The 23,416-nt window shown below is 71.1% G+C and carries 19 protein-coding genes; 9 read left to right on the top strand and 10 right to left on the bottom strand.

The window, feature by feature from the left end:
• Positions 1-41: 41 nt before the first annotated feature.
• Positions 42-473: a DUF3093 domain-containing protein gene (locus ITJ68_RS09575; RefSeq protein ID WP_194661050.1), complete on the top strand. Its 432-nt coding sequence runs from the start codon at positions 42-44 to the stop codon at positions 471-473.
• Positions 474-580: 107 nt separating this feature from the next.
• On the opposite strand, the gene ITJ68_RS09580 is transcribed toward ITJ68_RS09575, so the two are convergent.
• Positions 581-880, bottom strand: a complete 300-nt coding sequence (locus ITJ68_RS09580; protein ID WP_031263038.1) for a DUF4193 domain-containing protein — start codon at positions 878-880, stop codon at positions 581-583.
• A gap of 298 nt (positions 881-1,178) precedes the next feature.
• On the opposite strand from ITJ68_RS09580, the gene sepH reads away from it, so the two are divergent.
• Entirely contained in the window at positions 1,179-2,192 is a 1,014-nt protein-coding gene (gene sepH / locus ITJ68_RS09585; protein WP_194661051.1) for a septation protein SepH, read from the top strand.
• Between the two features lie 97 nt (positions 2,193-2,289).
• Here sepH and ITJ68_RS09590 read toward each other — a convergent pair whose 3' ends face one another.
• A complete protein-coding gene (locus ITJ68_RS09590; protein ID WP_323743270.1) occupies positions 2,290-3,441 on the bottom strand; it encodes a nucleotide pyrophosphatase/phosphodiesterase family protein in 1,152 nt (383 codons plus the stop codon).
• 25 nt (positions 3,442-3,466) lie between these two features.
• Here ITJ68_RS09590 and ITJ68_RS09595 point away from each other — a divergent pair, with 25 nt between their 5' ends.
• Positions 3,467-5,953 carry a DNA gyrase/topoisomerase IV subunit A gene (locus tag ITJ68_RS09595; RefSeq protein ID WP_194661053.1) on the top strand — a complete coding sequence of 829 codons (2,487 nt, stop codon included), beginning with the start codon at positions 3,467-3,469 and terminating at the stop codon, positions 5,951-5,953.
• Positions 5,954-6,022: 69 nt separating this feature from the next.
• On the opposite strand, the gene ITJ68_RS09600 is transcribed toward ITJ68_RS09595, so the two are convergent.
• Complete coding sequence (locus ITJ68_RS09600; RefSeq protein WP_194661054.1) at positions 6,023-8,149, bottom strand: DNA gyrase/topoisomerase IV subunit B; 2,127 nt, start codon at positions 8,147-8,149, stop codon at positions 6,023-6,025.
• A 167-nt stretch (positions 8,150-8,316) separates the two neighbouring features.
• Here ITJ68_RS09600 and ITJ68_RS09605 point away from each other — a divergent pair, with 167 nt between their 5' ends.
• Positions 8,317-8,541: a hypothetical protein gene (locus ITJ68_RS09605; protein WP_194661055.1), complete on the top strand. Its 225-nt coding sequence runs from the start codon at positions 8,317-8,319 to the stop codon at positions 8,539-8,541.
• 167 nt (positions 8,542-8,708) lie between these two features.
• Here the strand turns inward: ITJ68_RS09605 and ITJ68_RS09610 are convergent, their stop codons facing one another.
• From ITJ68_RS09610 to ITJ68_RS09630, 5 genes are all read right to left on the bottom strand, one after another.
• Positions 8,709-9,482 carry a type 1 glutamine amidotransferase gene (locus ITJ68_RS09610; protein WP_194661056.1) on the bottom strand — a complete coding sequence of 258 codons (774 nt, stop codon included), beginning with the start codon at positions 9,480-9,482 and terminating at the stop codon, positions 8,709-8,711.
• Positions 9,479-10,738: a MurT ligase domain-containing protein gene (locus tag ITJ68_RS09615; RefSeq protein WP_194661057.1), complete on the bottom strand. Its 1,260-nt coding sequence runs from the start codon at positions 10,736-10,738 to the stop codon at positions 9,479-9,481. The genes ITJ68_RS09610 and ITJ68_RS09615 overlap by 4 nt, the downstream gene beginning before the upstream one ends.
• An 8-nt stretch (positions 10,739-10,746) precedes the next feature.
• Positions 10,747-12,030, bottom strand: coding sequence for an RNA polymerase sigma factor (locus ITJ68_RS09620; RefSeq protein WP_194661058.1), 1,284 nt, complete (start codon positions 12,028-12,030; stop codon positions 10,747-10,749).
• A 258-nt stretch (positions 12,031-12,288) separates the two neighbouring features.
• Positions 12,289-13,608: an MFS transporter gene (locus ITJ68_RS09625; protein ID WP_194661059.1), complete on the bottom strand. Its 1,320-nt coding sequence runs from the start codon at positions 13,606-13,608 to the stop codon at positions 12,289-12,291.
• 91 nt (positions 13,609-13,699) lie between these two features.
• Positions 13,700-14,614 carry a proteasome assembly chaperone family protein gene (locus ITJ68_RS09630; RefSeq protein WP_374116143.1) on the bottom strand — a complete coding sequence of 305 codons (915 nt, stop codon included), beginning with the start codon at positions 14,612-14,614 and terminating at the stop codon, positions 13,700-13,702.
• Between the two features lie 84 nt (positions 14,615-14,698).
• On the opposite strand from ITJ68_RS09630, the gene ITJ68_RS09635 reads away from it, so the two are divergent.
• The 3 genes from ITJ68_RS09635 (at position 14,699) to sucB (ending at position 19,296) form a co-directional block, all read left to right on the top strand.
• Positions 14,699-16,177: a leucyl aminopeptidase gene (locus ITJ68_RS09635; RefSeq protein WP_194661060.1), complete on the top strand. Its 1,479-nt coding sequence runs from the start codon at positions 14,699-14,701 to the stop codon at positions 16,175-16,177.
• A 154-nt stretch (positions 16,178-16,331) separates the two neighbouring features.
• Positions 16,332-17,705, top strand: a complete 1,374-nt coding sequence (gene lpdA / locus ITJ68_RS09640; protein ID WP_194661061.1) for a dihydrolipoyl dehydrogenase — start codon at positions 16,332-16,334, stop codon at positions 17,703-17,705.
• Positions 17,706-17,766: 61 nt separating this feature from the next.
• Entirely contained in the window at positions 17,767-19,296 is a 1,530-nt protein-coding gene (gene sucB / locus ITJ68_RS09645) for a 2-oxoglutarate dehydrogenase, E2 component, dihydrolipoamide succinyltransferase (protein ID WP_194661062.1), read from the top strand.
• 129 nt (positions 19,297-19,425) lie between these two features.
• Here sucB and ITJ68_RS09650 read toward each other — a convergent pair whose 3' ends face one another.
• Positions 19,426-20,205, bottom strand: a complete 780-nt coding sequence (locus ITJ68_RS09650) for a hypothetical protein (protein WP_194661063.1) — start codon at positions 20,203-20,205, stop codon at positions 19,426-19,428.
• Between the two features lie 127 nt (positions 20,206-20,332).
• Between ITJ68_RS09650 and ITJ68_RS09655 the strand changes: the two genes are divergently transcribed.
• A complete protein-coding gene (locus ITJ68_RS09655) occupies positions 20,333-21,052 on the top strand; it encodes a DUF4191 family protein (protein ID WP_194661064.1) in 720 nt (239 codons plus the stop codon).
• 252 nt (positions 21,053-21,304) lie between these two features.
• Here ITJ68_RS09655 and ITJ68_RS09660 read toward each other — a convergent pair whose 3' ends face one another.
• A complete protein-coding gene (locus ITJ68_RS09660; RefSeq protein ID WP_194661065.1) occupies positions 21,305-21,742 on the bottom strand; it encodes an RDD family protein in 438 nt (145 codons plus the stop codon).
• 142 nt (positions 21,743-21,884) lie between these two features.
• Between ITJ68_RS09660 and glnA the strand changes: the two genes are divergently transcribed.
• Positions 21,885-23,309, top strand: coding sequence for a type I glutamate--ammonia ligase (glnA, locus tag ITJ68_RS09665; RefSeq protein ID WP_071275783.1), 1,425 nt, complete (start codon positions 21,885-21,887; stop codon positions 23,307-23,309).
• The last annotated feature ends 107 nt before the right edge of the window (positions 23,310-23,416 follow it).

Raw genomic sequence — 23,416 nt, forward strand, 5'->3', positions numbered from 1 at the left:
ACCGTTCCGTGACCTCAGGTGACTCGTGGTCGAATGGTCTCGTGACCCTGTACCGCGAACGTCTCTGGGCGCCGCCGAGCCTGTACCTGGCGACGGCGCTCGTCATCCCCGCGAGCCTGCTCGTGTTCCTGCCGATCAGCATCGTGACGGGGATCATCGTCGCCGCGGCGATGGAGGTCGGGGTGCTCGTGCTCCTCTGGGCCGTCGCACCCGTGGTCGAGGTGACCGACACCGAGTTCCGCGCCGGGCGGGCCCACCTGCCGCGTGCGGTCGTCGGCGAGGCCGTGCCGTTCCACGGGGCCGAGGCCACGACCCAGCGCGGGCCGAAGCTCGACGCCCGGGCATGGACGCTCTTCCGCGGGTACGTCCGGCCCGTCGTGCGCGTCGAGGTCCGCGACGACGCCGACCCCACCCCGTACTGGCTCGTCAGTGTGCGCAACCCGGACAAGGTCGTCGCCGCGCTGCGCTCCTGACGCCCGTCGACGCACCGGCCCGGCTCGACGCCACGGGCGGCCCGACACATGACGAACGGCCCGCACCCCAGGAGGGATGCGGGCCGTTCGTCGTTCGCGTGCGTGCCCTAGAGCGCCGCGCACTCCGCGCAGACCGGGCCGAGCTTCGACTCGTGGTCGAGCTGCGACCGGTGCTTCACGAGGAAGCACTCGACGCAGGTGAACTCGTCCACCTGCGGGGGCAGCACGACGACGTCGAGGTCGACGTCGCTGAGGTCCTGTCCGGCGAGTTCGAAGCTGCCGGGGTTGTCGGAGTCGTCGTCGACGACCCCGGACATCTTGTCGGGCACGCGCTCCTTGAGGGCCTCGATCGACTCCGAATCGGAGTTGTCGTCGGTCTTCCGGGGGGCGTCGTAATCGGTGGCCATGCCCATCCATTTCTCGTATCGAGAGGTCGTCGCCGGAGATCGGCGGCGACAGTATCCAACACGTGCCGCCTCGATGCAAACTGAGCGGTCAGCGGCTCGTCTGGGCGTGCAACCGGTCGCGCGGTCCGGCCATTCCCGCGGGCCGGTCCCGATCCCGTCGGACCCCGGTGCAGCCGAGTGCGCGACACCCCGACGGCACGCCCGTGCGCCTCCCCGGAAACCGGCCGGTGTCCCTGCATACTTCCGGGGTACGACGCAGACCGTACGCAACTGCTCGGAAGGCGGAACCATGCAAGACGTGAGAGTCATCGGAGTGGAGTCCGGGGCACTCCTGCTCGCGACCGACGGCGGCAGTGAGTTCCGGTTGCCAGTCACCTCGGCGCTGCCGGGGCAGGTCCGACAGGCGAACCCCGACGGCATGCCGCAGAAGCGCGTGTCCCCGAAGGACGTCCAGGCCCGGATCCGCAGCGGTGCCGACGCGGCCGACGTCGCCTCGGCGCTCGACGTCGACGTCGAGTACGTCCGCCGCTTCGAGGGGCCCGTCCTCGCCGAGCGCGCCTTCATCCTCGACGCCGCCCGCCGCGTGCCGGTGACGCCGTCCGACGACAGCGCACCCGACGTGTTCGGCGACGCGATCACCGCCCGCCTCGAGTCCGGGGAGGCCACCGGCGTCACGTGGTCGAGCTGGAAGCACGTGGAGAACGGCTGGCAGGTGCAGGTCCGCTACACGGCGGGCGAGGTCGAGCACGACGCCCAGTGGACGTTCGACCCGAAGACCTCGACGCTGACGCCGGACACCAGCGACGCGCACCGGCTCTCGCACACCGAGGACGAGGGCCTCGCGCCGCGCCTCCGTGCCGTCGAGTACGACCAGCAGGACACCGACGGCACGCGGTTCGACTCCGGCGCCTTCCGCGTCGACGAGCCCGACGAGGCCGTCACGAACCCCGAGGTCCCGGAGCGCGCGCCCCTCCGCGCGCCGCTCCCCCGCATCGGCACCGCCCAGATCGAGGAGCGTCCGCCGGGCAACGAGACCGCCGACCTGCTCGAGGCCCTCCGCCGCCGCCGCGGTGAGCGCGAGTCCGTCACGTTCGCCGACCAGCAGCAGGAGGAGCAGCGCGGGTCTGTCAGCGTCGTGGACATCCCGCTGCACGGCTTCACCGACACGAACGACACCGCGCCGCAGCCGGACGGCCGTCCCGCCTCCGCCCCGGAGTCCGAGGGCCGCCAGGAACGCAAGAAGCGCAGCCGACGCTCGATGCCGAGCTGGGACGAGATCGTGTTCGGGACCCGTCCCGACGACGAGGTCTGACCCCGCCGCCATCTCGGGAGGGCCGCAGCAGCCCGCCACGCACCTCGCGTGGCGGGCTGCTGGCGTCCAGGGCCCGGTGCGGGTCGTGCGCGCAGGCTCAGCTCGCGAACGCCCCGGCGAGGCGCAGCGGCACGAGCAGCTCGTCGTCGGTCATCGCCCCGTGCTGGCCGATCATCCGCTTCGGCACGGCTCCGGGCTTGAGCGCCCGGTCGTCGTTGAAGGCCCACGTGCTCCTGGCCACCACGACCACGTCGCCGATGCGCGGCAGCACGTCCTCGGAGACGGCGCCGAACCAGCCCGCGGCGACCGCCTCGTCGCGACTGGCGACGTACGCCCGCTTGCCGTAGGTGCTGCGCCAGGCCTCGACCAGCGCGGGCACGTCCGTCCCCGGGGCCACCGTCAGCTGGCGGCAGCGCGGGTCCCCCGCGACCCCGACGACGTCCTCGAGCAGGTCGGGGTCGATCGCGATGTTCGTCTCGTCGGGCACGTCGAGGATGCCGTGGTCCGCCGTGACGAGCACGCCGACGTCCCGGGCCACGCCGGCCGCCAGGCGGGCGAGTTCGCCGTCGAGCGACTCCAGCGCCGCGGTCCAGCGGTCGGACTGCCACCCGTGCTTGTGGGCGATCGAGTCGAGTTCGGGGACGTAGAGGTACACGAGGGCCGTGCCGGTGAGCGTGGCCGCGATCGCCGCGTCGACCCGCTGTGCGACGGTGTCGGCGGGGACGTAGCGCGCGCCGCTGAGCACGTTCGCGGTCATGCCCGACGACTCGTACCGCGCCGGACCGACGACCACGGGGTCGACGCCGATGCCGGGCGCCTCGGTGAACAGGGTGGGCGTGCGGAGCCACCCGGCGGGCACCTCGTCGTCCCACCCGCTGAGCAGGTTCACCACCTGGCCGGTGTCCGGGCTCCAGCCGCTGTAGCCGACCACGCCGTGCGTGCCGGGCGGCCGCCCGGTCGTCAGGGTCGACAGCGCCGCAGCGGTCGTCGTCGGGAACCCGCTGCGCAGGCGCTTCCGGGAGCCCGTCAGGAACCGGGCGTGCCCGGCACGCGCACCGAGTGCGTTCGCGCCGAGGCCGTCGACCAGGACGACGACCGCGGAACGGGCGGGACGGAGCGGGATCCGAGCCTCCAGGCCGTGTGTCCGCAACCACGTGTCGTCCGCAGCGCCGAGCGCCACGAGGCAACTCGGCAGCACGTCGGCGAGGTTCGCGGTGGCGTCGGGGGCCGTCGGTAGGCTCAGTGTCACCCTCCGATCCTCCCAGAAAGGTCCCATGGCACGCACGGACACAGTCGGTCTCCCCGACGGTGAGCGCATCGAGGACGTCGACGTCTCCGAGGAGATGCAGGGCTCGTTCCTCGAGTACGCGTACTCGGTCATCTACTCGCGTGCCCTGCCCGACGCCCGCGACGGCCTGAAGCCCGTGCAGCGCCGGATCCTGTACCAGATGTCGGAGATGGGCCTGCGGCCGGACCGCGGCCACGTGAAGAGCGCCCGCGTCACCGGCGAGGTGATGGGCAAGCTGCACCCGCACGGCGACGGCGCCATCTACGACGCCCTGGTGCGCATGGCGCAGCCGTTCACGATGCGCGTGCCGCTGGTGGACGGCCACGGCAACTTCGGCTCGCTCGACGACGGCCCCGCCGCTGCCCGGTACACCGAGGCCCGGCTCGCCGAACCGTCGATGGCCATGACGGAGAACCTCGGCGAGGACGTCGTCGACTTCGTCCCCAACTACGACAACCAGATCATGCAGCCGGGCGTTCTGCCCGCCGCGTTCCCGAACCTGCTGGTCAACGGCGCGTCCGGCATCGCCGTCGGCATGGCGACGAACATGGCGCCGCACAACCTCGGCGAGGTGGTCGAGGCCGCCAAGCACCTGCTCCTGCACCCGAAGGCCTCGCTCGAGGAACTGATGGAGTACGTGCCGGGGCCGGACCTGCCCTCCGGCGGCACGATCGTCGGACTGTCGGGCGTGCGCGACGCCTACGCCACGGGGCGCGGCACCTTCCGCACCCGGGCCAAGGTCAGCGTCGAGACCCTGTCACCGCGCAAGACCGGCCTCGTCGTCACCGAGCTGCCCTACCTCGTCGGTCCCGAGCGCGTGATCGAGAAGATCAAGGACGGCGTCCAGGCCAAGAAGCTCGTCGGCATCTCCGACGTCAACGACCTGACCGACCGCAACCACGGGCTGCGGCTCGTCATCGGCATCAAGTCCGGCTTCAACCCCGCGGCCGTGCTCGAGCAGCTGTACAAGCACACCCCGCTCGAAGAGGGCTTCGGCATCAACAACGTCGCCCTGGTCGGCGGCTCCCCGCGCACGCTCGGCCTGCGCGAGCTCCTCGACGTCTACGTGCAGCACCGCATCGCCGTCGTCACGCGGCGGACTGAGTACCGGCTCGCACGCCGACGCGAACGCCTGCACCTGGTCGAGGGCCTGCTCATCGCGATCCTCGACATCGACGAGGTCATCCAGGTCATCCGCACGTCCGACGACTCCGAGGCCGCACGCAGCCGTCTGCGCGACGTGTTCGACCTGTCCGAGGTGCAGGCCGAGTACATTCTCGAACTGCGCCTGCGGCGGCTCACGAAGTTCTCCCGGATGGAGCTCGAGGGCGAGCGCGACCAGCTCCTCGCCGACATCGCCGCGCTCGAGGAACTGCTCGCCTCCGACGACCGCCTGCGGGCGCAGGTCGCGCTGGAGCTCACAGAGGTCTCCGACGAGTTCGCCACGCCTCGTCGCACCCTGCTGACCGAGGCCGACGCCCCGGTCCGTGGCGGCAAGAAGGCGGTGGTCGACCCCGAGGACCTCCAGGTCGCCGACGCCCCGTGCCGCGTCCTGCTGTCGACCACCGGGCGGCTCGTGCGGGTCGACGTCCCGACCGCCGAGCTCGGGGTCGTGCGGGTGCCGAAACGCTCCAAGCACGACGCCGTCCGCTCCAGCGTGCTCAGCACCGTCCGCGGGCAGGTGGGCGCGCTGACCTCGACCGGCCGCATCGTGCGGTTCTCCCCCGTCGACGTGCCGTCCGTCCCGCCCGCTGCCGTCCGGCTCGACGCCGGCGTGCGGGTGCACGAGTACCTCGGCATCCCCCGCGGCGAGTCCGTCGTCGCCGTGGTGGACCTCAGCGCGGCGTCCGAGCACTCGCTCGCGATCGGCACCGCGCAGGGCGTCGTCAAGCGCGTCGTCCCCGGAGCCTGGCCGGACAAGCCCGACTTCGTGGCGATCGGGTTGAAGCCCGGCGACCAGGTGGTCGGGGCCACGCAGTCGGCCGAGTCGGACGACCTCGTCTTCATCACCTCGAACGCGCAGCTGCTGCGGTTCGGGGCTGCCGCCGTCCGTGCCCAGGGTCTCCCCGCCGGTGGAGTCGCGGGAGTGGCGGTGGCCTCCGGTGCCTCGGTGATCTGGTTCGGCGCCGTCACGCCGTCCGAGGACGCCGTCGTCGCCACCGTCTCCACGTCCTCGTCCGCCCTGCCCGGCACGGACACCGGGCGCGCGAAGGTCTCGTCGCTGTCCGAGTTCCCCGCGAAGGGCCGTGCGACCCAGGGGGTGCGGGCGCACGCGTTCCTCAAGGGCGAGGACGGCCTGACCGTCGCGTGGGCCGGCATCGCGCCGCCGCACGCGGTCGGGACGGACGGCGCTGCGCGCACCCTGCCCGACTGGATGTCGAAGCGCGACGGGTCGGGCAGCCCGCTCGACGACGTCGTCGGGTCGATCGGCGGCAGCGCAGCGACGCTCGACGGCACACGCGGCGACGTGTAGCGCGCGACCGGCGCGCCGCGGCGGCCGCGCCGCGGCAGCGCCGCGGCCAAGCGGCCAGGCCGGGCAGCGCTACACGTCGATGCGGTCGCGGTCCAGGCCCTCGCCGGCCAGGATGAACTCCTTGCGCGGCGCGACGTCATTCCCCATGAGCAGCTCGAAGACCTTGGCGGCGGACTCGGCATGAGGCACCTGGACCCGGCGCAGGGTGCGGTGCGCACGGTCCATCGTCGTCTCCGCGAGCTGGTCCGCGTCCATCTCGCCGAGCCCCTTGTACCGCTGGATCGGCTCCTGGTACTTCTTGCCAGACCGCGCCAGCTTCTTCAGCACGGCCTGCAGTTCCTGCTCCGAGTACGTGTACAGCGTGTCGTTCGGCTTGCCGCGGTTGATCACGACAACCCGGTGCAGCGGCGGCACGGCGGCGAAGACCCGCCCCTGCTCGATCATCGGCCGCATGTACCGGAAGAACAGCGTCAGGAGCAGCGTGCGGATGTGCGCGCCGTCGACGTCGGCGTCCGACATGATGATGACCTTGCCGTAGCGGGCCTGGTCGAGCTCGAACGTGCGACCGGAGCCGGCACCGATCACCTGGATGATCGAGGCGCACTCGGCGTTCGAGAGCATGTCCGAGACGGACGCCTTCTGCACGTTGAGGATCTTGCCGCGGATGGGCAGGAGCGCCTGGTATTCGCTGTTGCGCGCCAGCTTGGCGGTGCCGAGCGCGGAGTCACCCTCGACGATGAACAGCTCGGTGCCCTCGACGTCGTTCGACCGGCAGTCCGCGAGCTTCGTCGGCAGGGACGAGTTCTCGAGCGCGTTCTTGCGGCGCTGGGTCTCCTTGTGCGCCCGGGCCGAGATGCGGGTCTTCATCTCCGCGACGACCTTCTCGAGCAGTCCGGCGGCCTGGGCCTTCTCGGTGCGCTGCGTCGACGTGAGGATCTCGGTGATCCGCTTCGCGACGACCGAGTCCACGACACGACGGACCGCCGGCGTCCCGAGGACCTCCTTCGTCTGGCCCTCGAACTGCGGCTCGGGCAGCCGGACGGTCAGCACGGCGGTCAGCCCGGCGAGCACGTCGTCCTTCTCGAGCTTGTCCTGTCCGACCTTGAGCTTGCGGGCGTTGGCCTCGACCTGGGTCCGGACGGCCTTCACCAGCCCGGCCTCGAACCCCGCCTGGTGCGTGCCGCCCTTGGGCGTGGCGATGATGTTGACGAAGCTGCGCAGCACGGTCTCGTAGCCGTCGCCCCAGCGCAGGGCGACGTCGACCTCGCACGTGCGTTCGACCTCGGTCGACACCATGTGGCCCTTGTCGTCGAGCATCGGCACGGTCTCCTTGAACGTCCCGGAGCCCTGGATGCGCCAGACGTCGGTCTTCGCGCCGTCGACGGCGAGGTGCTCGACGAACTCGCCGATGCCGCCCTCGTACCGGAAGCGCTCGACGACCGGACCCTCGGCGACCTCGACCCCGGTCGCTGCTGCGCGCTCGGCGGCAGCGGTGATGGCGGCGGGGCGCTCGTCGGTGATGGTGAGCCCGAGCCCGGGCACCAGGAACGCGGTCTGCCGCGCACGGTTGACCAGGTCGGCCATGCTGAAGGCGGCGTCCCTGGTGAAGATCTGTCGGTCGGCCCAGTAGCGGACGCGCGACCCGGTGACGCCCTTCTTGACCTTGCCGACCACGCGCAGCTCGCTGCCCGAGGTGAACGGGCTGAAGGGCGCATCCGGTCCGATGCCGTCCGAGTCGTCGAAGAGCCCGGGCTCGCCGCGGTGGAACGACATCGCGTAGGTCTTGCCGCCACGGTCGACCTCGACGTCGAGGCGTTCCGACAGCGCGTTGACGACCGAGGCGCCCACCCCGTGGAGCCCACCGGACGCCGCGTACGACCCCGAGCCGAACTTGCCGCCGGCGTGGAGCTTCGTGAACACGACCTCGACCCCGGTCAGGCCGGTCTTCGGTTCGACGTCGACGGGGATGCCACGAGCGGTGTCGGTGACCTGGACGGAGCCGTCCGGGAACAGCCGCACGCCGATCTCGTCCCCGTGTCCGGCGAGGGCTTCGTCGACGGAGTTGTCGATGACCTCCCACAGGCAGTGCATCAGGCCGCGGGAGTCCGTCGATCCGATGTACATGCCGGGACGCTTCCGGACTGCCTCGAGTCCTTCGAGGACGGAGAGATGCCGTGCGGAGTAGTCGGAGCTCACCTCCCGAGCCTACCCAGCACGGCCGGCACCACCCGCCTGACACTCGCACTGGGGACGATCGGTCCGCGCTGAGCGAAATGGGGCCACCCAATGCCGTACATCCAGGCATCACGTGTTGAAATGGTGCAACCAGGAAGCACCACCTGCAATCCGTGAGGAGCACAGCAATGACCCAGACCGTGCAGGACCTCTCCATCGACGACGTCAGCAACCACCAGCTCACCGCTGCCGACCGGTGTGACAGCTGCGGAGCGCAGGCCTACATCCGAGCCACGATGGCCAGCGGCGAACTGTACTTCTGCGCCCACCACGGCGCGGAGTTCAAGGACAAGCTCGCCGCCACCGCCATCGAGTGGCACGACGAGAGCAGCCGACTCCGCGAGTCGAAGTAGCACCACGAACCACCGACGGGCCCGGATCCACATGGATCCGGGCCCGTCGTCGTTCGTCCACCGCCACAGGCGCACCACCGCCGATGCACCGGCCCGACGGCCTGGAGGCCCGGCACCGGTCTCGTGGACCGGTGGCGGGCCTCCAGGCGGTCGCCGTCAGCGCGTCGTCAGGCGATGCGCTTGAACGCCTTGTCGACGAACCGGTCGACGGTGGCGCGGGCTTCGCGCGCGTAGCGGTCGATGCTCGCCGTGCGGTCGAGGTCGGGTGCGTAGGACCGGCCCACGCGCTCTGCGGCCGCGGCCAGGACGGCGTCCGTGAGTGCCGGGTTCAGCGGCAGGAGCGGGCCCTGCGCGTGCGTGCCGAAGGACGTCCCAAGGACGGCGCCCTCCACCGGCGAGCCGGCCTGGTTCCCGCCACCGGACACGACGTCCGCGAACGGGGTGACCCCGGCGCCGAGTTCGATGCGCGTGGCGTGGTCCTCGAACGCGGCGAGGCGCTTCGACGCGCCGTCGAGCAGCGGGTACCGGGTCTCGAGCACGAAGTAGTTGACGCGACGCTCGGCACCGCGGACGGCGCGGGCGTCGAACACGCCGAAGCCCTGCACCGGCGCACCGTCGGTCGGGACGACCTCGTTCGTCGCCAGGTCGAACCCGCCACCGAGCGCGACCACCGGGACCCCCGCAGCGGCGAGGTCACGGAGCGGGGCCGCGATGCGCGCGACGTCCGCTCCGAGGGACCGCATGGCGCTGAGCGGGCCGTTCCCGATGACGACCACGTCCGCCGCGGTGGGCAGGCCGTCGCCCGGGGCGTACTCGACGACCTCAGTCGGGATGCCGGCGGCGTCGGCGCGGCGGGTCAGGGCGACCACGTTGCCGCGGTCCCCCGACACCCCCATCTGCCGCGGGTACACGTGCAGGATGGTCAGGCGATCGGCCGTCATGCGGTCTTCTCCAGGTCCGGGTGGCCGAGGGCCTTCCGGGCGATCATCATGATCTCGTAGTTGACGATGAAGTTCTTCGTGCCGGTGCTCGTCGTGCCGAGGCCCTGCATGTGCTTGATCGCCGTCTCGACGTCGGGTTCGACCCGGCCGATGCGGACTCCGGCGTGCTCGAGGGCGATCGCGATCTGCCAGGCCTTGTCACCGGAGACGACGTCGACGTGGTCGAGCTTGGAGAAGTCGATGTCGTAGATCCACGAGATGTCGGGCGTGCCCTCGTCGATCGCCATGAGCACCTGCTCGGGGTGGTCCGGCAGCGCGTCGAGGTTCAGCTGCAGGCTCGCGGCGTTCTTGAACATCGTGAACTCGGCGGACTCGCCGGCGATGGGAAGACGCTCACCGCGGCCGTACGCCGGCTTCATCGTCGAGAACGCCCGCGTGACGGCGTCCGTCCGGAACTGCGCGCCGAGGGCAGCACTCGCCGTCGCGGTGGCCGCAGCGGCGTCGACCGCGTAGTGCAGGCCCCGAGCGGGCAGGCGCACGGCGATGTCCGAACCGGCGAAGGCGATCGTGGCTGCATCGCCGGTGTGCGCGGAGACCTCGGCGTCGATGACCGTCTGTTCGGCGTCGGCGCGGTCGAAGTCGTCCGCGTTCTGCAGTCCGTTCGGGCTGGCGGCCACGACGTCGGCGCTCGCGCCGAAGCGGAGCACCCGCTGGCCGGGAGCCGCGGTGTAGGCGTCGAGGAACTGGTCGTCGTGGTTGGTGATGACGTTCGCGGTCGACAGCGCCGCGGTGTCGAGCATCATCGTCGCGACGCGCTCGGTCTCGAAGAACCGGTAGAGCTGGTCGACCTGCACGTTGAGCATCGTCACGGTGGACGGCGACAGGATGCCGGCGAGCTCGACGGCGAAGGCCTCGTCGACCTCGAGGATGCCGATGTCCGCCTTGAGCCGGCCGGTCAGCGACACCTCGGACAGCAGCGCCGACGCGATGCCCTGCGGCAGGTTCGCGCCCGACGGGTTGGTGAAGACCCGGAGCCCGTGCGCCCGGACGATGTCCGAGATCATGTGCGTCGTCGTCGACTTGCCGTTCGACCCCAGCACGAAGACGACCCCGTTGGGGAACTGCTTCGTGACGTGCTGCAGGAAGTCCGGCACGAGCTTCAGGACGATGAAGCCCGGGTAGGCGGACCCCCCGCCCCGCGCACGGGCGAGGGCGCGGAGGATCCGCCCGATGAGGATCGGGATGAAGAAACGCAACGCTCGGCCTACTCGAGGTAGTCGCGCAGCGACTGCGACCGCGACGGGTGGCGGAGCTTCGCCATCGTCTTGGACTCGATCTGGCGGATGCGCTCACGCGTCACGCCGAACGTGTCACCGATCTGGTCGAGCGTCTTCGGCTGACCGTCACCCAGGCCGAAGCGCATCCGGATGACACCGGCCTCGCGCTCGGACAGGGAGTCGAGCAGGCTCTCGAGCTGCTTCTGCAGCATCGTGAAGCCCACCGCGTCGGCCGGCACGACCGCCTCGGTGTCCTCGATGAGGTCACCGAACTCGGAGTCACCGTCTTCACCCAGGGGGGTGTGGAGCGAGATCGGCTCGCGGCCGTACTTCTGGACCTCGACGACCTTCTCCGGGGTCATGTCGAGCTCGCGGGCGAGCTCTTCCGGGGTGGGCTCGCGGCCCAGGTCCTGCAGCATCTGCCGCTGGACGCGGGCGAGCTTGTTGATGACCTCGACCATGTGCACCGGGATGCGGATGGTGCGGGCCTGGTCGGCCATGGCGCGCGTGATGGCCTGACGGATCCACCACGTGGCGTAGGTCGAGAACTTGAAGCCCTTCGTGTAGTCGAACTTCTCGACGGCACGGATGAGGCCCAGGTTGCCCTCCTGGATGAGGTCGAGGAACTGCATGCCACGACCGGTGTAGCGCTTGGCGAGCGACACGACGAGGCGGAGGTTCGCACCGAGCAGGTGCGACTTCGCCCGCTGGCCGTCCCGAGCGACCCAGCGGAGCTCGCGCTCCTCGGGCTTCGAGAGGCCGGTGGTGTGCTGCAGCTTGTCCTCGGCGAACAGGCCGGCCTCGATGCGCATCGCGAGCTCGACCTCTTGTTCGGCGTTCAGCAGGGCGACCTTGCCGATCTGCTTGAGGTAGTCCTTGACCGGGTCGGCTGTCGCGCCGGTGATCGTCGTCGAGTAGACCGGCGCCTCGTCGTCGTCGGACTGCGAGATGACGAGTGCCCCCGCGGCGACGGCGTTCGCGGCCTCCACCGCGGCGGTGCGCGGCTTGTCCTCGGTGTCGTCGTCGGTGTCGTCCGTCGCGTCGACGGCCTCCACGGGCTCGACGGCGTCGTCCTCGTCCTCGTCGGACGCGGCCTTCTTCGTCGCGGGCTTCTTGACCGCGGCCTTCTTCGGGGCAGCCGCCTTCTTGGCGGGGGCCTTCGTCGCGCGCTTCTTCGGCGCAGCGGTGCCGTCGGTCTCGGGGCTCTCGGCCTCGGTCACCGTGTCGGCGTTGTCCTTCGTGGGATCGATCGTCGTGCTCCGGGCAGCCATGCGATCACCTCTCTCGTCGTGCCACGTTCATGGGGTCGTGGCCTTCCCTCTGCACCCAGGGCCGGAGCCGCAGTTCCCCCGCGTCACTGGCCCGTCGTTCCTGGAAGTGCTGGACGTCCGGGGCAGCGACACCGCCCGTTCCGGGCGACGACACCGCCCGTTCAGGGCAGCACTAGGACCCATGTCAAGTCCCCCGACGAAACGCGCGCTCCAGCAGGAGCACCTGTACACGGGAGACCCGAACGGGTCCGGGCTTCATTATTGCACGGTCCGCTTCCGCAGGCGTGCAACGAGTGCAACCCAGAGCGGTGCCACCCGTATTCCGTCCTGTTCGTGCATCTGGGCGCGGGTGCGACGACGGGCGTGCAGGAGCATCCCGACGCCGAACCCGACGACGACGTACTGCACGGTGAGCGCGGCCCGGAAGTTCGACCAGGCGAAGACGGTCTGTCCCGTGACGCGGGCGACGGCGTCGAGGAGCACGCCGATGAGGAACATCATCACGAAGGCCGCGAGGAAGCCCCCGACGTTGACGACCCCGTTCGCGGACCCCAGGGAGCCCATCGGGTTGAACGAGCGTGCGAAGTCGAAGCCGATGAGCGAGCCCGGACCGCCGATGCCCATCGCGACGACGAGCAGCACGAGGAGCCAGGTCGGCGGGTGCCCCGGCCAGATGAGCACGAACGTCCAGACGACGCCGAGCAGCACGACCACGCCGAGCACCAGGTTCGAGCGCCGGAGCGGGTACCGGGCGCAGAGCACCCCGAGGAGCGGCCCGGCGACGAACCCGACGGCGACGATCACGGTGAGGAAGCCGGCGGCCTCGGTCGAGGAGTACCCGAGCCCGCGGAGCATCGGCACGCCCCAGAGCAGGCTGAACACCGTGCCCGAGGACTGGGTGACGTAGTGCGACCAGAACCCGAGCTGCGTGCCGGGGCGGCGGAGCGCGTGCCCGAACGTGTGGAACGCCGCCGACCAGGTGTGCGGCAGCGGGATCGTGTCGGTGCGCACCGGGACGGGACCGTTCCGGACGAAGACGAACGCCAGGACGAGCCCGACGGCACTGGCTGCTGCGGCCACCCCGAACGCCACCGTCCAGCCGGCAGTGTGCAGCAGCAGCGCGAAGGGGAACGCCGAGGCGATCTGGCCGACCTGCCCGAGGTTGCCCGTCCACTGCGAGATCTGCGGCAGGATCCGGCCGCTGAACCACATCGGCAGCAGGCGGATCACCGAGATGAAGGTCATGGCGTCCCCGGCGCCGACCAGGACCCGCCCGACCACCGCCGGGCCGATCGTCGGCGACACCGCGACGACGGCCTGCCCGAGCACGAGCAGCAGGGCCCCGAGCAGCACGAGGCGCCGCGGGCCGATCCGGTCGAGGGCGATCCCGACGGGGATCTGCAGCCCCGCGTACACGGCGATCTGCACGACCGCCAGGGTGGACAGGACGGCGGCGGAGACCGCGAAGCGGTCCTGCGCGTCCACGCCGGACACCCCGAGCGACGACCGCTGCACGACCGCCAGGACGTACGCGAGGACCGCGACGCCCCACACGACGAAGGCACGGCGGGAGTTCACCCGACAAGGCTAGCGGCGTGTCACCGCTGCCAGGACGAGCTGTGGAGGACGTGCGCGGCGCGGACGGCTGTGGTGGAGCCTCCGACCCGGATCAGTCGTCGGAGGCGTCCCGGCGGTCCGCGAGGAAGCGCTCGAGCTCGGCCGCGATCGCGTCGGCCGTGGGGACCTCGCCGTCGACGCCGGTGAGGGGCGAGCCGACGGGGTTGCCCTCCATGTAGGTGTCGTGGCGTTCCTCGAGCGCCGCGACCAGGCGCTGGAGTTCGCCGTTGCCGGCGACCTGCTCGTCGACACGGAGGGCGAACTCACGGCCTTCTTCCCGCAGGGCGTCGGTCGGGAAGATCAGGCCGGTGGCGGCAGCGATCCCGGACAGGGCGGCCACCGCGGCGTCGGGGTACTCCGTGTCGGAGAGGTAGTGCGGCACCAGGAGCACCAGGCCCGTGACCTGGCGCTCGAGCTCGGTGAGCCGGTGCTCGACGAGGTGCAGGACGTTCGCCGGTGCCTGGGTCTCCGGCTTCCAGACGCTCATCGACTCGATGAGGTCGGCGCGCGTGCCCGACACGGTGAGGCTGACCGGGCGCGTGTGCGGCACGGGCATCGGGATCGACTGCACCCACGTCGTGTCCACGACCTGGAGCTCGGCAGCGAGGTCGGTCACGGCGCGGACGAACCGGTTCCACTGGAAGTCGGGCTCGTACCCGGAGAGGAAGAGGAACGGCTGCCCGATCTCGTCCCGCACCAGGTGCAGGGCGAGCCGGGGCGGTTCGATGTCGGTGATGTGGTCGTGCTCGAACGTGATCACCGGGCGACGGGCCCGCCAGTCGAGCAGCGCGTCCGGGTCGAACTCGGCGACGAGCCGGGTGTCCAGCCGCTCGAGGATCGAGGTGGTCACCTGGGCCACCGCCGAGCCGGCGTCCGCGAACCCCGTGAGCCCGGCGACCAGGTGCAGGCCGGTCGGGACCGTCGGGGCGGACTCGTCGAACGTGTAGAGGTCCTCGGGGCGGTTCACCGTCCCAATGCTAGGCGGGGGTGCAGACACCACCGGCCACGACGCCCACGCCGACAGCGAACAGCGCCTGGATAGGGTTGGAGCATGGTCCGACCGACGCTCTCCACCGACTCCGCCTCCCCCTCCTCGATCGACGCCGACGTCCTCGTCGTCGGTGTCCGCCCCGGCTCCGACGGCGCTCCCGCGACGATCGTCTCCCCCGCGACGACGCCCTTCTCCGTGCTCGACGACCTCGACCTCGCGGCGATCGGGGTGACCGGAGCGAAGGACCAGCTCGTGCGCCTGCCCGGCACCGGTGTCAGCGCCGGCAGCATCGCGCTGATCGGGCTCGGCTCCGGCACCGACGCCGCCGCGGTCCGCTCGGCCGCCGGCAGCGCCGTCCGCCAGCTCCCCCTCGTGTCCTCGATCGCGCTCGCGCTGCCGACCGACTCCGACGAACTCGTCGACGCCGCCCTCGAAGGCGCCGCCCTCGGCGCCTACTCGTTCACCCGGCACAAGGGCACCGGCAGCACCGGACCGGTGCGCGGCGACCAGCGCGTCGTCGTGCTCGCCCCGTCCGCCGTCGCCGACGCCACGGTGCGCCCGGCGATCGTCGCCGACGCCGCCGCCCTGGTGCGCGACCTCGTCAACACCGCCGCGCTGGACCTCGGCCCGTCGGACGTCGCGGACGTGGCCTCCGGGTACGCCGGCGAGCTGCCCCTGACCGTCGAGGTGCTCGACGAGACCGCGCTCGAGGAGCAGGGCTTCGGCGGCATCCTCGGCGTCGGGGCCGGCTCCGTCCGTCCCCCGCGTCTGGTCGTCGTCCGGTACGCGCCGGAGTCCGCCACGAAGCACCTCGCCCTCGTCGGCAAGGGCATCACGTTCGACTCCGGCGGGCTCTCCCTCAAGCCGGCCGCGTCGATGCTCGGCATGAAGACCGACATGACCGGTGCCGCGACCGTGCTCGCCGCCACCGTCGCGGCCGCCCGCCTCGGCCTCGACGTCAAGGTCACCGCGTGGCTCTGCCTGGCCGAGAACATGCCGTCCGGGTCGGCGATCCGCCCCGGGGACGTCCTGACGCTCAAGAACGGCAAGACCGTCGAGGTCACGAACACCGACGCCGAGGGCCGTCTCGTCCTCGGTGACGGTCTCGCCGCGGCCTCGCTCGAGCAGCCCGACGCGGTCGTCGACGTCGCCACGCTCACCGGCGCCCAGGTCGTCGCGCTCGGCGACCGCACCACCGGCCTGATGGGCACCGACGACCTCGTGGCCCGGGTCCGCGCCCTCGCCGAGTCCGTCGCCGAGCCGATCTGGCCGATGCCCCTCCCCGAGGAGCTCGACGCCCGGCTCGCCAGCGACGTCGCCGACATGGTGAACGCCACGGTCGGCAACCCGGCCGGCGGCATGCTGCTCGCGGGCAAGTTCCTGGAGCGCTTCGTGGGCGAGGGTGTCCCCTGGGCGCACCTCGACATCGCGGGTCCCTCGGAGAACAAGGGCGGCGGCTACGGGTGGCAGGGCAAGGGACCGACCGGTGCGATGGTCCGCACCCTCATCTCGCTCGCAGAAGACCTCCAGTCCAAGTAGTAGGTTTGGTTCCGGTGGGCAGGCGTCACGACGCTACCCACCGGAACGACACGGGACGGGACCGGAACCACGCGGTCCGACCGTCGGACGCCGCCGCGGTGGTGTCCATGTGCGGGCCCGACCGGCCCCGACATGCACGAGGGAGTTGCACCAGGTGACGGAACAGACTTACGACGTCGTGGTCCTCGGTGGCGGGAGCGGCGGGTACGCCGCTGCGCTCCGGGCAGCCGAGCTCGGGATGAGCGTCGCGCTCATCGAGGGCGACAAGCTCGGGGGGACCTGCCTGCACCGCGGCTGCATCCCGACGAAGGCGCTGCTGCACTCGGCCGAGATCGCCGACGGCGCCCGTGACGCCGAGAAGTACGGAGTCCTCGCCGAGTTCGCCGGTGTCGACGTGCCGAAGGTCATCGAGTACCAGCAGGGCGTCATCAACTCCAAGTACAAGGGCCTGCAGGGGCTCATCAAGGCCCGCGGCATCACCGTCGTCGAGGGCTGGGGCCGCCTGACCTCGCAGAACACCGTGCAGGTCGGCGACCAGACCGTCACCGGCAAGAACGTCGTGCTGGCCACCGGGTCGTACTCGAAGTCCCTCCCCGGGCTCGAGATCGGCGGCCGGGTCATCACCTCCGAGACCGCCCTCCGCATGGACTACGTCCCGAACAAGGTCGTCATCCTCGGCGGCGGCGTCATCGGCGTCGAGTTCGCCAGCGTCTGGAAGTCGTTCGGCGCCGAGGTCACCATCGTCGAGGGCCTGCCCCACCTGGTCCCCGCCGAGGACGAGTCGATGTCGAAGCAGCTCGAGCGCGCGTTCCGCAAGCGCGGCATCGAGTTCTCGCTCGGCACGCGGTTCCAGGGCGTGGAACAGCACGAGAACGGCGTCGTCGTCACGCTCGAGGACGGCAAGACCTTCGACGGTGACGTGCTGCTCGTCGCCGTCGGCCGTGGCCCCGTCACGCAGAACGTCGGCTACGACGAGGTCGGCATCACGATGGACCGCGGCTTCGTCATCACGAACGAGCGCCTCGCGACGAACGTGCCGAACGTGTACGCCGTCGGCGACATCGTCCCCGGCCTGCAGCTCGCGCACCGCGGCTTCCAGCAGGGCATCTTCGTCGCCGAGGAGATCGCCGGGCTCAACCCGGTGGTCATCGAGGACAAGAACATCCCGAAGGTCACCTACTCCGACCCCGAGGTCGCCTCGGTCGGCCTCTCGCAGTCGAAGGCCGAAGAGGAGTACGGCGCCGACAAGGTCGACTCGTACGAGTACAACCTCGCCGGCAACGGCAAGAGCCACATCATCGGCACGTCCGGTGCGGTCAAGGTCGTGCGCGTCGTCGACGGCCCCGTCGTCGGCATCAGCATGATCGGCGCACGCGTCGGCGAGCTCATCGCCGAGGCCCAGCTCGCCGTGAACTGGGAAGCCCACCCGGAGGACGTCGCGCCGCTCATCCACGCGCACCCGACCCAGAGCGAAGCCCTCGGCGAAGCGCTGATGCACCTCGCGGGCAAGCCGCTGCACGCCCTGTGAGCCGGCGCACGATGACACAGACACCCACCACGAACCACCCCTGCGAAGAGGAGTCCACCCGATGAGCGAATCCGTCAACCTCCCGGCGCTCGGCGAGAGCGTCACCGAGGGCACGGTGACCCGATGGCTGAAGAACGTCGGTGACCGGGTCGAGGTCGACGAGCCGCTGCTCGAGGTCTCGACCGACAAGGTCGACACCGAGATCCCGTCGCCGATCGCCGGTGTCGTCGAGGAGATCCTGGTCCAGGAGGACGAGACCGTCGAGGTCGGCACCCCGCTGGTGAAGATCGGCGACGGCTCCGGGTCCTCCGACGGCGACTCCGGTTCGTCGGACTCCTCGGCGTCGGACTCGTCCGAGTCGAACGAGGCCGCTGCCGACCAGGAAGCGCCCGCAGCCGAGCCGAGCACGGAGCAGGACACCGAGGCCAAGGCCCCGGAGCCCACCGAGCCCGAGCCGGCCCCGGCCGGACAGACCCAGCCAGCAGCACCCGCAGCGCCGTCCGCACCGCCGGCCGCCGCACCCGTGCCGCAGGCCGCCCCAGTGCCGCCGCCCGCGGCCGTGCCGGCTCCCCCGGCCGCCGCTGCCCCGGCTCCCGCCGCCGTGCCGGCCCCGGCCGCTGCGGTGTCGAGTGCGCCGACGGCGTCCGCTGAGGTCCCGAACCCGTCGCAGAACGGCGCCGCCTCCGGCTACGTCACGCCGCTGGTGCGCAAGCTCGCCAACGAGCAGGGCGTCGACCTGTCGACCGTCACCGGCACCGGTGTCGGTGGGCGCATCCGCAAGGAGGACGTGCTCGCCGCCGTCAAGCCCGCCGCGGCTCCTGCTGCCTCCGCTGCCCCCGCGGCGACGTCCGGCCCGTTCGTGGCCGAGGTCTCCCCGCTCCGTGGCACCCGCGAGAAGATGACGCGCCTGCGCAAGGTCGTCGCCGAGCGTGCCGTGCAGTCGATGACCTCGACCGCACAGCTGACGAGCGTCGTCGAGGTCGACGTCACGAAGGTGGCGCAGTTCCGCGACGCCCACAAGGCCGAGTTCCTCGAGAAGACCGGCGCGAAGCTCTCCTTCATGCCGTTCTTCGCCCTGGCGGCATCGGAAGCGCTCAAGGCGCACCCGAAGATCAACTCGACCGTCGATGGTGAGGAGATTGTGTACCCGGAGACGGAGAACGTCTCGATCGCGGTCGACACCGAGCGCGGCCTGCTCACCCCGGTGATCAAGGACGCCGCGTCGCTCGACCTCGCGCAGTTCTCGAAGGCGATCGCCGACCTCGCCGAGCGCACCCGCAACAACCAGCTGAAGCCCGACGAGCTCGCCGGCGGCACCTTCACGCTGACCAACACGGGTTCGCGCGGTGCACTGTTCGACACCCCGGTCGTGTTCCTGCCGCAGTCGGCCATCCTCGGGACGGGCATCGTGACCAAGCGTCCGGCCGTCGTGAAGGTGGACGGGCAAGAGGCCATCGCGATCCGCTCGTTCGTGTACCTGGCGCTGTCGTACGACCACCGGATCATCGACGGTGCGGACGCGTCGCGCTACCTCGTCGCGGTGAAGAACCGCCTCGAAGAGGGCAACTTCGCTCCGAACCTGGGGTACTGACCCGCACGTCCAGGTCCGACCGACGGCCCCGGTTCCCCTCGTGGGAGCCGGGGCTGTCGGCGTGTGTCGGCGGCGTGGGCCGTCGGCGCGTGTCGACCATCGGTGTCGGCGGTGGTCCTCGGTCCGGCGTCACGCGGCGCTGAGGCCCAGCACCCCGGCCGCCACGAGGCCGCTGGCGACGACGACCCCGACGAGCAGTGTCCGCGCGGGCACCCGGACGCCGCCCCTGCCGAGCCGCACCCCGCGCTCGACGACGTCCTGCACCACGGCGAGGAGGCCCGTCGGCTCCGGCGGGGCCGGGGCCACGACGGCGTAGACGTCCGCCGGGGGCTCCCAGCGGACGGGCCGCGGCGGGCCCGTCGCGTGCACGACGGCGACGAGACGTCGGAGGTCCTCCACCGCACCCCCGAGCGCCCCGGCGACGGCGGCGTCGACCGCCGCACGGCACGGCTCGCGGTGGTCGACCCGCTCCCACACCGCGCGCGCCGCCTGCACCAGTGCGGTGACGCCCGGCGCCTCCGACGTCCGCAGCGGTGCCGAGCCCGGATCGGCGTCGGGCGGGTGGTCGACGAGGACCGGTGCGCCGGAGTCGTCGACGAGGACGTCGTCGGCACGGGCGTCGCCGAGCACCACGGCTCCCGCTGCGGCGTCGATGGCCAGTTCGAGCAGCGGGAGCGTCAGGGTGACGGCCACCCCGACCGTCGGCACGCCGATGCGGTCGAGGGCGTCGGGGAGCGGCGTGCCGGTGAGCTGCTCGGTCTGCACCACGAGGCGGCCGTCGGGGCTGCGGCCGACGGTGGTGACCCGCACGCAGTGCTGCGGCTCGGACGCGCAGCGGTCGGCCACCCACAGGGCGTAGCGGCCGGTGTCCGAACCGGACCAGCGGTGTTCGACGGTGGTCGTTGCCATGGTGACCAGCGTGGTGGAGGCGGGACGAGCCTCCCGGGCCGGTGCGACCGTCTGTGGAGAACGCCGTTCGCCCACAGCCAGTTCACCCACGGTCCACACGATGGCCGTCAGGCCGTATCCTGGGGGCATGGCACGAAGCAGCTCGACCGACACGAAGGCGAAGGCGAAGGAGCCGGGACGTCTGAAGCAGATGTTCCAGGTCTTCCAGATGACCCGTCGGGCTGACCCGACGTCGATCTGGTGGTTCGCCGCCGCGTTCCTCGTCCCCGTCGTCCTCGGGGTGCTCCTGGCGCTGCGGCTGCCGGGGCAGAACTGGCTCGCGGTCGTCCTCTGGATCCTCGCCGGCGTGCTCCTCGGTGTGCTGCTCTTCCTGATCGTGCTCGGTCGTCTGGCCGAACGGGCGGCGTACTCGCAGATCGAGGGCCAGCCCGGTGCCGTCGGTGCCGTGCTGTCGAACTCCCTCCGTCGCCAGTGGCGCTCCAGCGAGATGCCCGTCGCGGTCCACGGCCGTTCGCAGTCCGCCGTCTACCGCGCCGTGGGCACGCCCGGCGTCGTCCTCATCACCGAGGGCCAGGTCGGCAACATCTCCCGCCAGGTGGACGAGGAGCGCCGCAAGGTCCAGCGCATCGTCCCGAACGTCCCCGTGCACGTCGTGCACGTCGGTGAGGGCTCGGACGCCGTCACGCTGCACAAGCTCCCCCGTGCGATGAACAAGTACAAGAAGTCGCTCAACCGCAACGAGGTCCTCGCGGTCGCGAACCGCCTCGACTCCCTCACGCAGAGCCCGGCGTCGGCGATCCCCAAGGGCATCGACCCGACCCGTGTCCGCGCAGGTCGTCCGCGCTGACCACGCCCTGACGTCGTTGGACGCCCCCGACCACTGCGGTCGGGGGCGTTCTGCGTCGTGGGGCCCGCGGGCTGCGGCCGTTGCGACGCGCCCCACGGCGGCGCGCACCGTGCGTGCTCCACGAGCTGGTGCGAGGTCGCTCACCCCGTGCGGGGCCACGACCGGGCTCGGAGTGGCCGAACTCGCATCAGGGCCGGCGTCGTCGCACCGCGTGCGCGCCGGACGCGCAGAATGCGCGCGCGGCCCGGTGCCTCAGCGCCGGACGAGCACCGTGCCGGCCGCCGCGTCGTGCAGCGGGCGGCCGTCCTTCGCGTGGATGAGCACCGGGACGACGATGCACAGCAGCACGGTGCGGACGATCGGCCGCCACACCCCGACGTAGCCGCCACGGACCGGCACCACGCGGAGCCCGACGCAGACCTGCCCGAACGACCCGGAGAGCAGCGGGATGAAGACGACCTGCATCGCGGCGAAGATCGCCAGCGTGACGAAGTTGCCCGAGTCGCCGTAGGTCCCGAGGCCGAGCGACACGAGGGACGCGAGCGCCCAGTCGATCACGAGCGCGATCAGCCGCCGCCCGAAGCTGCCCATCGACCGGGGCCCGGACTGCGGCAGGCCGAGGACCTTGCCGGGCCACTCCCCCGCACCGGCACCAGCAGCGGAAGGGGACGACGAGGTGGGGCGGGCCATGTCCCCAGGGTAGGCGACACCGGGTGCGTAACACGCCGGAAACAACGCAGTCACGTCCGGGAAACCCCGGGTCTCTAGCCTCGTCGGAGGGTGCCTCTCGGTCCCCTCGAACCACCACCCAACCAGTAGGAGAACGACTCACATGTTCAGTGATTCCTCCGAGGTGCTCGCCTTCATCAAGGACACGGACGTCAAGTTCCTCGACATCCGTTTCACGGACCTCCCCGGGGTCCAGCAGCACTTCAACATCCCCGCGTCCACGGTCGACGAGGACTTCTTCTCGGTCGGGCAGCTCTTCGACGGCTCCTCGATCCGCGGTTTCGCGTCGATCCACGAGTCCGACATGCAGCTCATCCCGGACGTGACGACCGCGTACGTCGACCCGTTCCGCGCGGAGCGCACGCTGATCATGGTGTTCGACATCTACAACCCGCGCAACGGCGAGATCTACAGCCGTGACCCGCGCCAGGTCGCCAAGAAGGCCGAGAAGTACCTCGCCTCGACCGGCATCGCGGACACCGCGTTCTTCGCCCCCGAGGCCGAGTTCTACATCTTCGACGACGTCCGCTACTCGGTCACGCAGAACGAGTCGTTCTACGCGGTCGACTCCGAGGAGGGCGCCTGGAACACGGGTCGCACCGAAGAGGGCGGCAACCTCGCCAACAAGACCCCGTACAAGGGCGGCTACTTCCCCGTGTCGCCGGTCGACAAGACCGCCGACCTGCGCGACGACATCTCGCTCAAGCTGATCGACTCGGGCCTCGAGCTCGAGCGCGCGCACCACGAGGTGGGCACCGGCGGCCAGCAGGAGATCAACTACAAGTTCGACACGATGGTCCACGCCGCGGACGACATCCTGAAGTTCAAGTACATCGTGAAGAACACGGCCGAGCAGTGGGGCAAGGTCGCCACCTTCATGCCGAAGCCGATCTTCGGTGACAACGGCTCGGGCATGCACACGCACCAGTCGCTCTGGTCCGACGGCACCCCGCTCTTCTACGACGAGAACGGCTACGGCGGGCTCTCCGACCTCGCCCGCTGGTACATCGGTGGCCTGCTCAAGCACGCGCCCGCCGTCCTGGCGTTCACGAACCCGACGATCAACTCGTACCACCGTCTGATCCCGGGCTTCGAGGCCCCCGTCAACCTCGTCTACTCGGCGGGCAACCGCTCGGCCTCGATCCGCATCCCGATCACGGGCACGAACCCGAAGGCCAAGCGCATCGAGTTCCGCGCGCCCGACGCCTCCGGCAACCCGTACCTGGCGTTCGCCGTGCAGCTGATGGCGGGCCTCGACGGCATCCAGAACCGCATCGAGCCGCACGAGCCCGTCGACAAGGACCTCTACGAGCTCCCGCCCGAGGAGGCGAAGAACATCCCGCAGGTGCCGGCGTCCCTCGACGCCGCACTCGCAGCGCTCGAGGCGGACCACGAGTTCCTCCTCAAGGGGAACGTCTTCACCGAGGACCTCATCCAGACGTGGATCGACTACAAGCGCGAGAACGAGATCCTGCCGATGGCGCAGCGTCCGCACCCGTTCGAGTACGAGCTGTACTTCGGCGTCTGAGTCCCGCTCGACCCGCACACGAAGGGCCCCGCACCGATGGTGCGGGGCCCTTCCGCGTTGCGGGTGCGCGGGCCGAGACTCGCCGAGGCGGACAGGACTCGCGCGCC

Origin of the sequence: Curtobacterium sp. VKM Ac-1395 (assembly GCF_015350975.1) — a bacterium.
GTDB lineage: Bacteria > Actinomycetota > Actinomycetes > Actinomycetales > Microbacteriaceae > Curtobacterium.

What these genes read in the sequence shown, in the direction of transcription:
- ITJ68_RS09595 (WP_194661053.1), top strand. Translation starts at nt 3,467, where the DNA reads ATGGCACGCACGGACACAGTCGGTCTCCCCGACGGTGAGCGCATCGAG.
- ITJ68_RS09620 (WP_194661058.1), bottom strand. Translation starts at nt 12,030, where the DNA reads ATGGCTGCCCGGAGCACGACGATCGATCCCACGAAGGACAACGCCGAC.
- ITJ68_RS09580 (WP_031263038.1), bottom strand. Translation starts at nt 880, where the DNA reads ATGGCCACCGATTACGACGCCCCCCGGAAGACCGACGACAACTCCGAT.
- ITJ68_RS09655 (WP_194661064.1), top strand. Translation starts at nt 20,333, where the DNA reads ATGGCACGAAGCAGCTCGACCGACACGAAGGCGAAGGCGAAGGAGCCG.
- ITJ68_RS09635 (WP_194661060.1), top strand. Translation starts at nt 14,699, where the DNA reads ATGGTCCGACCGACGCTCTCCACCGACTCCGCCTCCCCCTCCTCGATC.
- sucB (WP_194661062.1), top strand. Translation starts at nt 17,767, where the DNA reads ATGAGCGAATCCGTCAACCTCCCGGCGCTCGGCGAGAGCGTCACCGAG.
- glnA (WP_071275783.1), top strand. Translation starts at nt 21,885, where the DNA reads ATGTTCAGTGATTCCTCCGAGGTGCTCGCCTTCATCAAGGACACGGAC.
- ITJ68_RS09610 (WP_194661056.1), bottom strand. Translation starts at nt 9,482, where the DNA reads ATGACGGCCGATCGCCTGACCATCCTGCACGTGTACCCGCGGCAGATG.
- ITJ68_RS09650 (WP_194661063.1), bottom strand. Translation starts at nt 20,205, where the DNA reads ATGGCAACGACCACCGTCGAACACCGCTGGTCCGGTTCGGACACCGGC.
- ITJ68_RS09660 (WP_194661065.1), bottom strand. Translation starts at nt 21,742, where the DNA reads ATGGCCCGCCCCACCTCGTCGTCCCCTTCCGCTGCTGGTGCCGGTGCG.
- ITJ68_RS09605 (WP_194661055.1), top strand. Translation starts at nt 8,317, where the DNA reads ATGACCCAGACCGTGCAGGACCTCTCCATCGACGACGTCAGCAACCAC.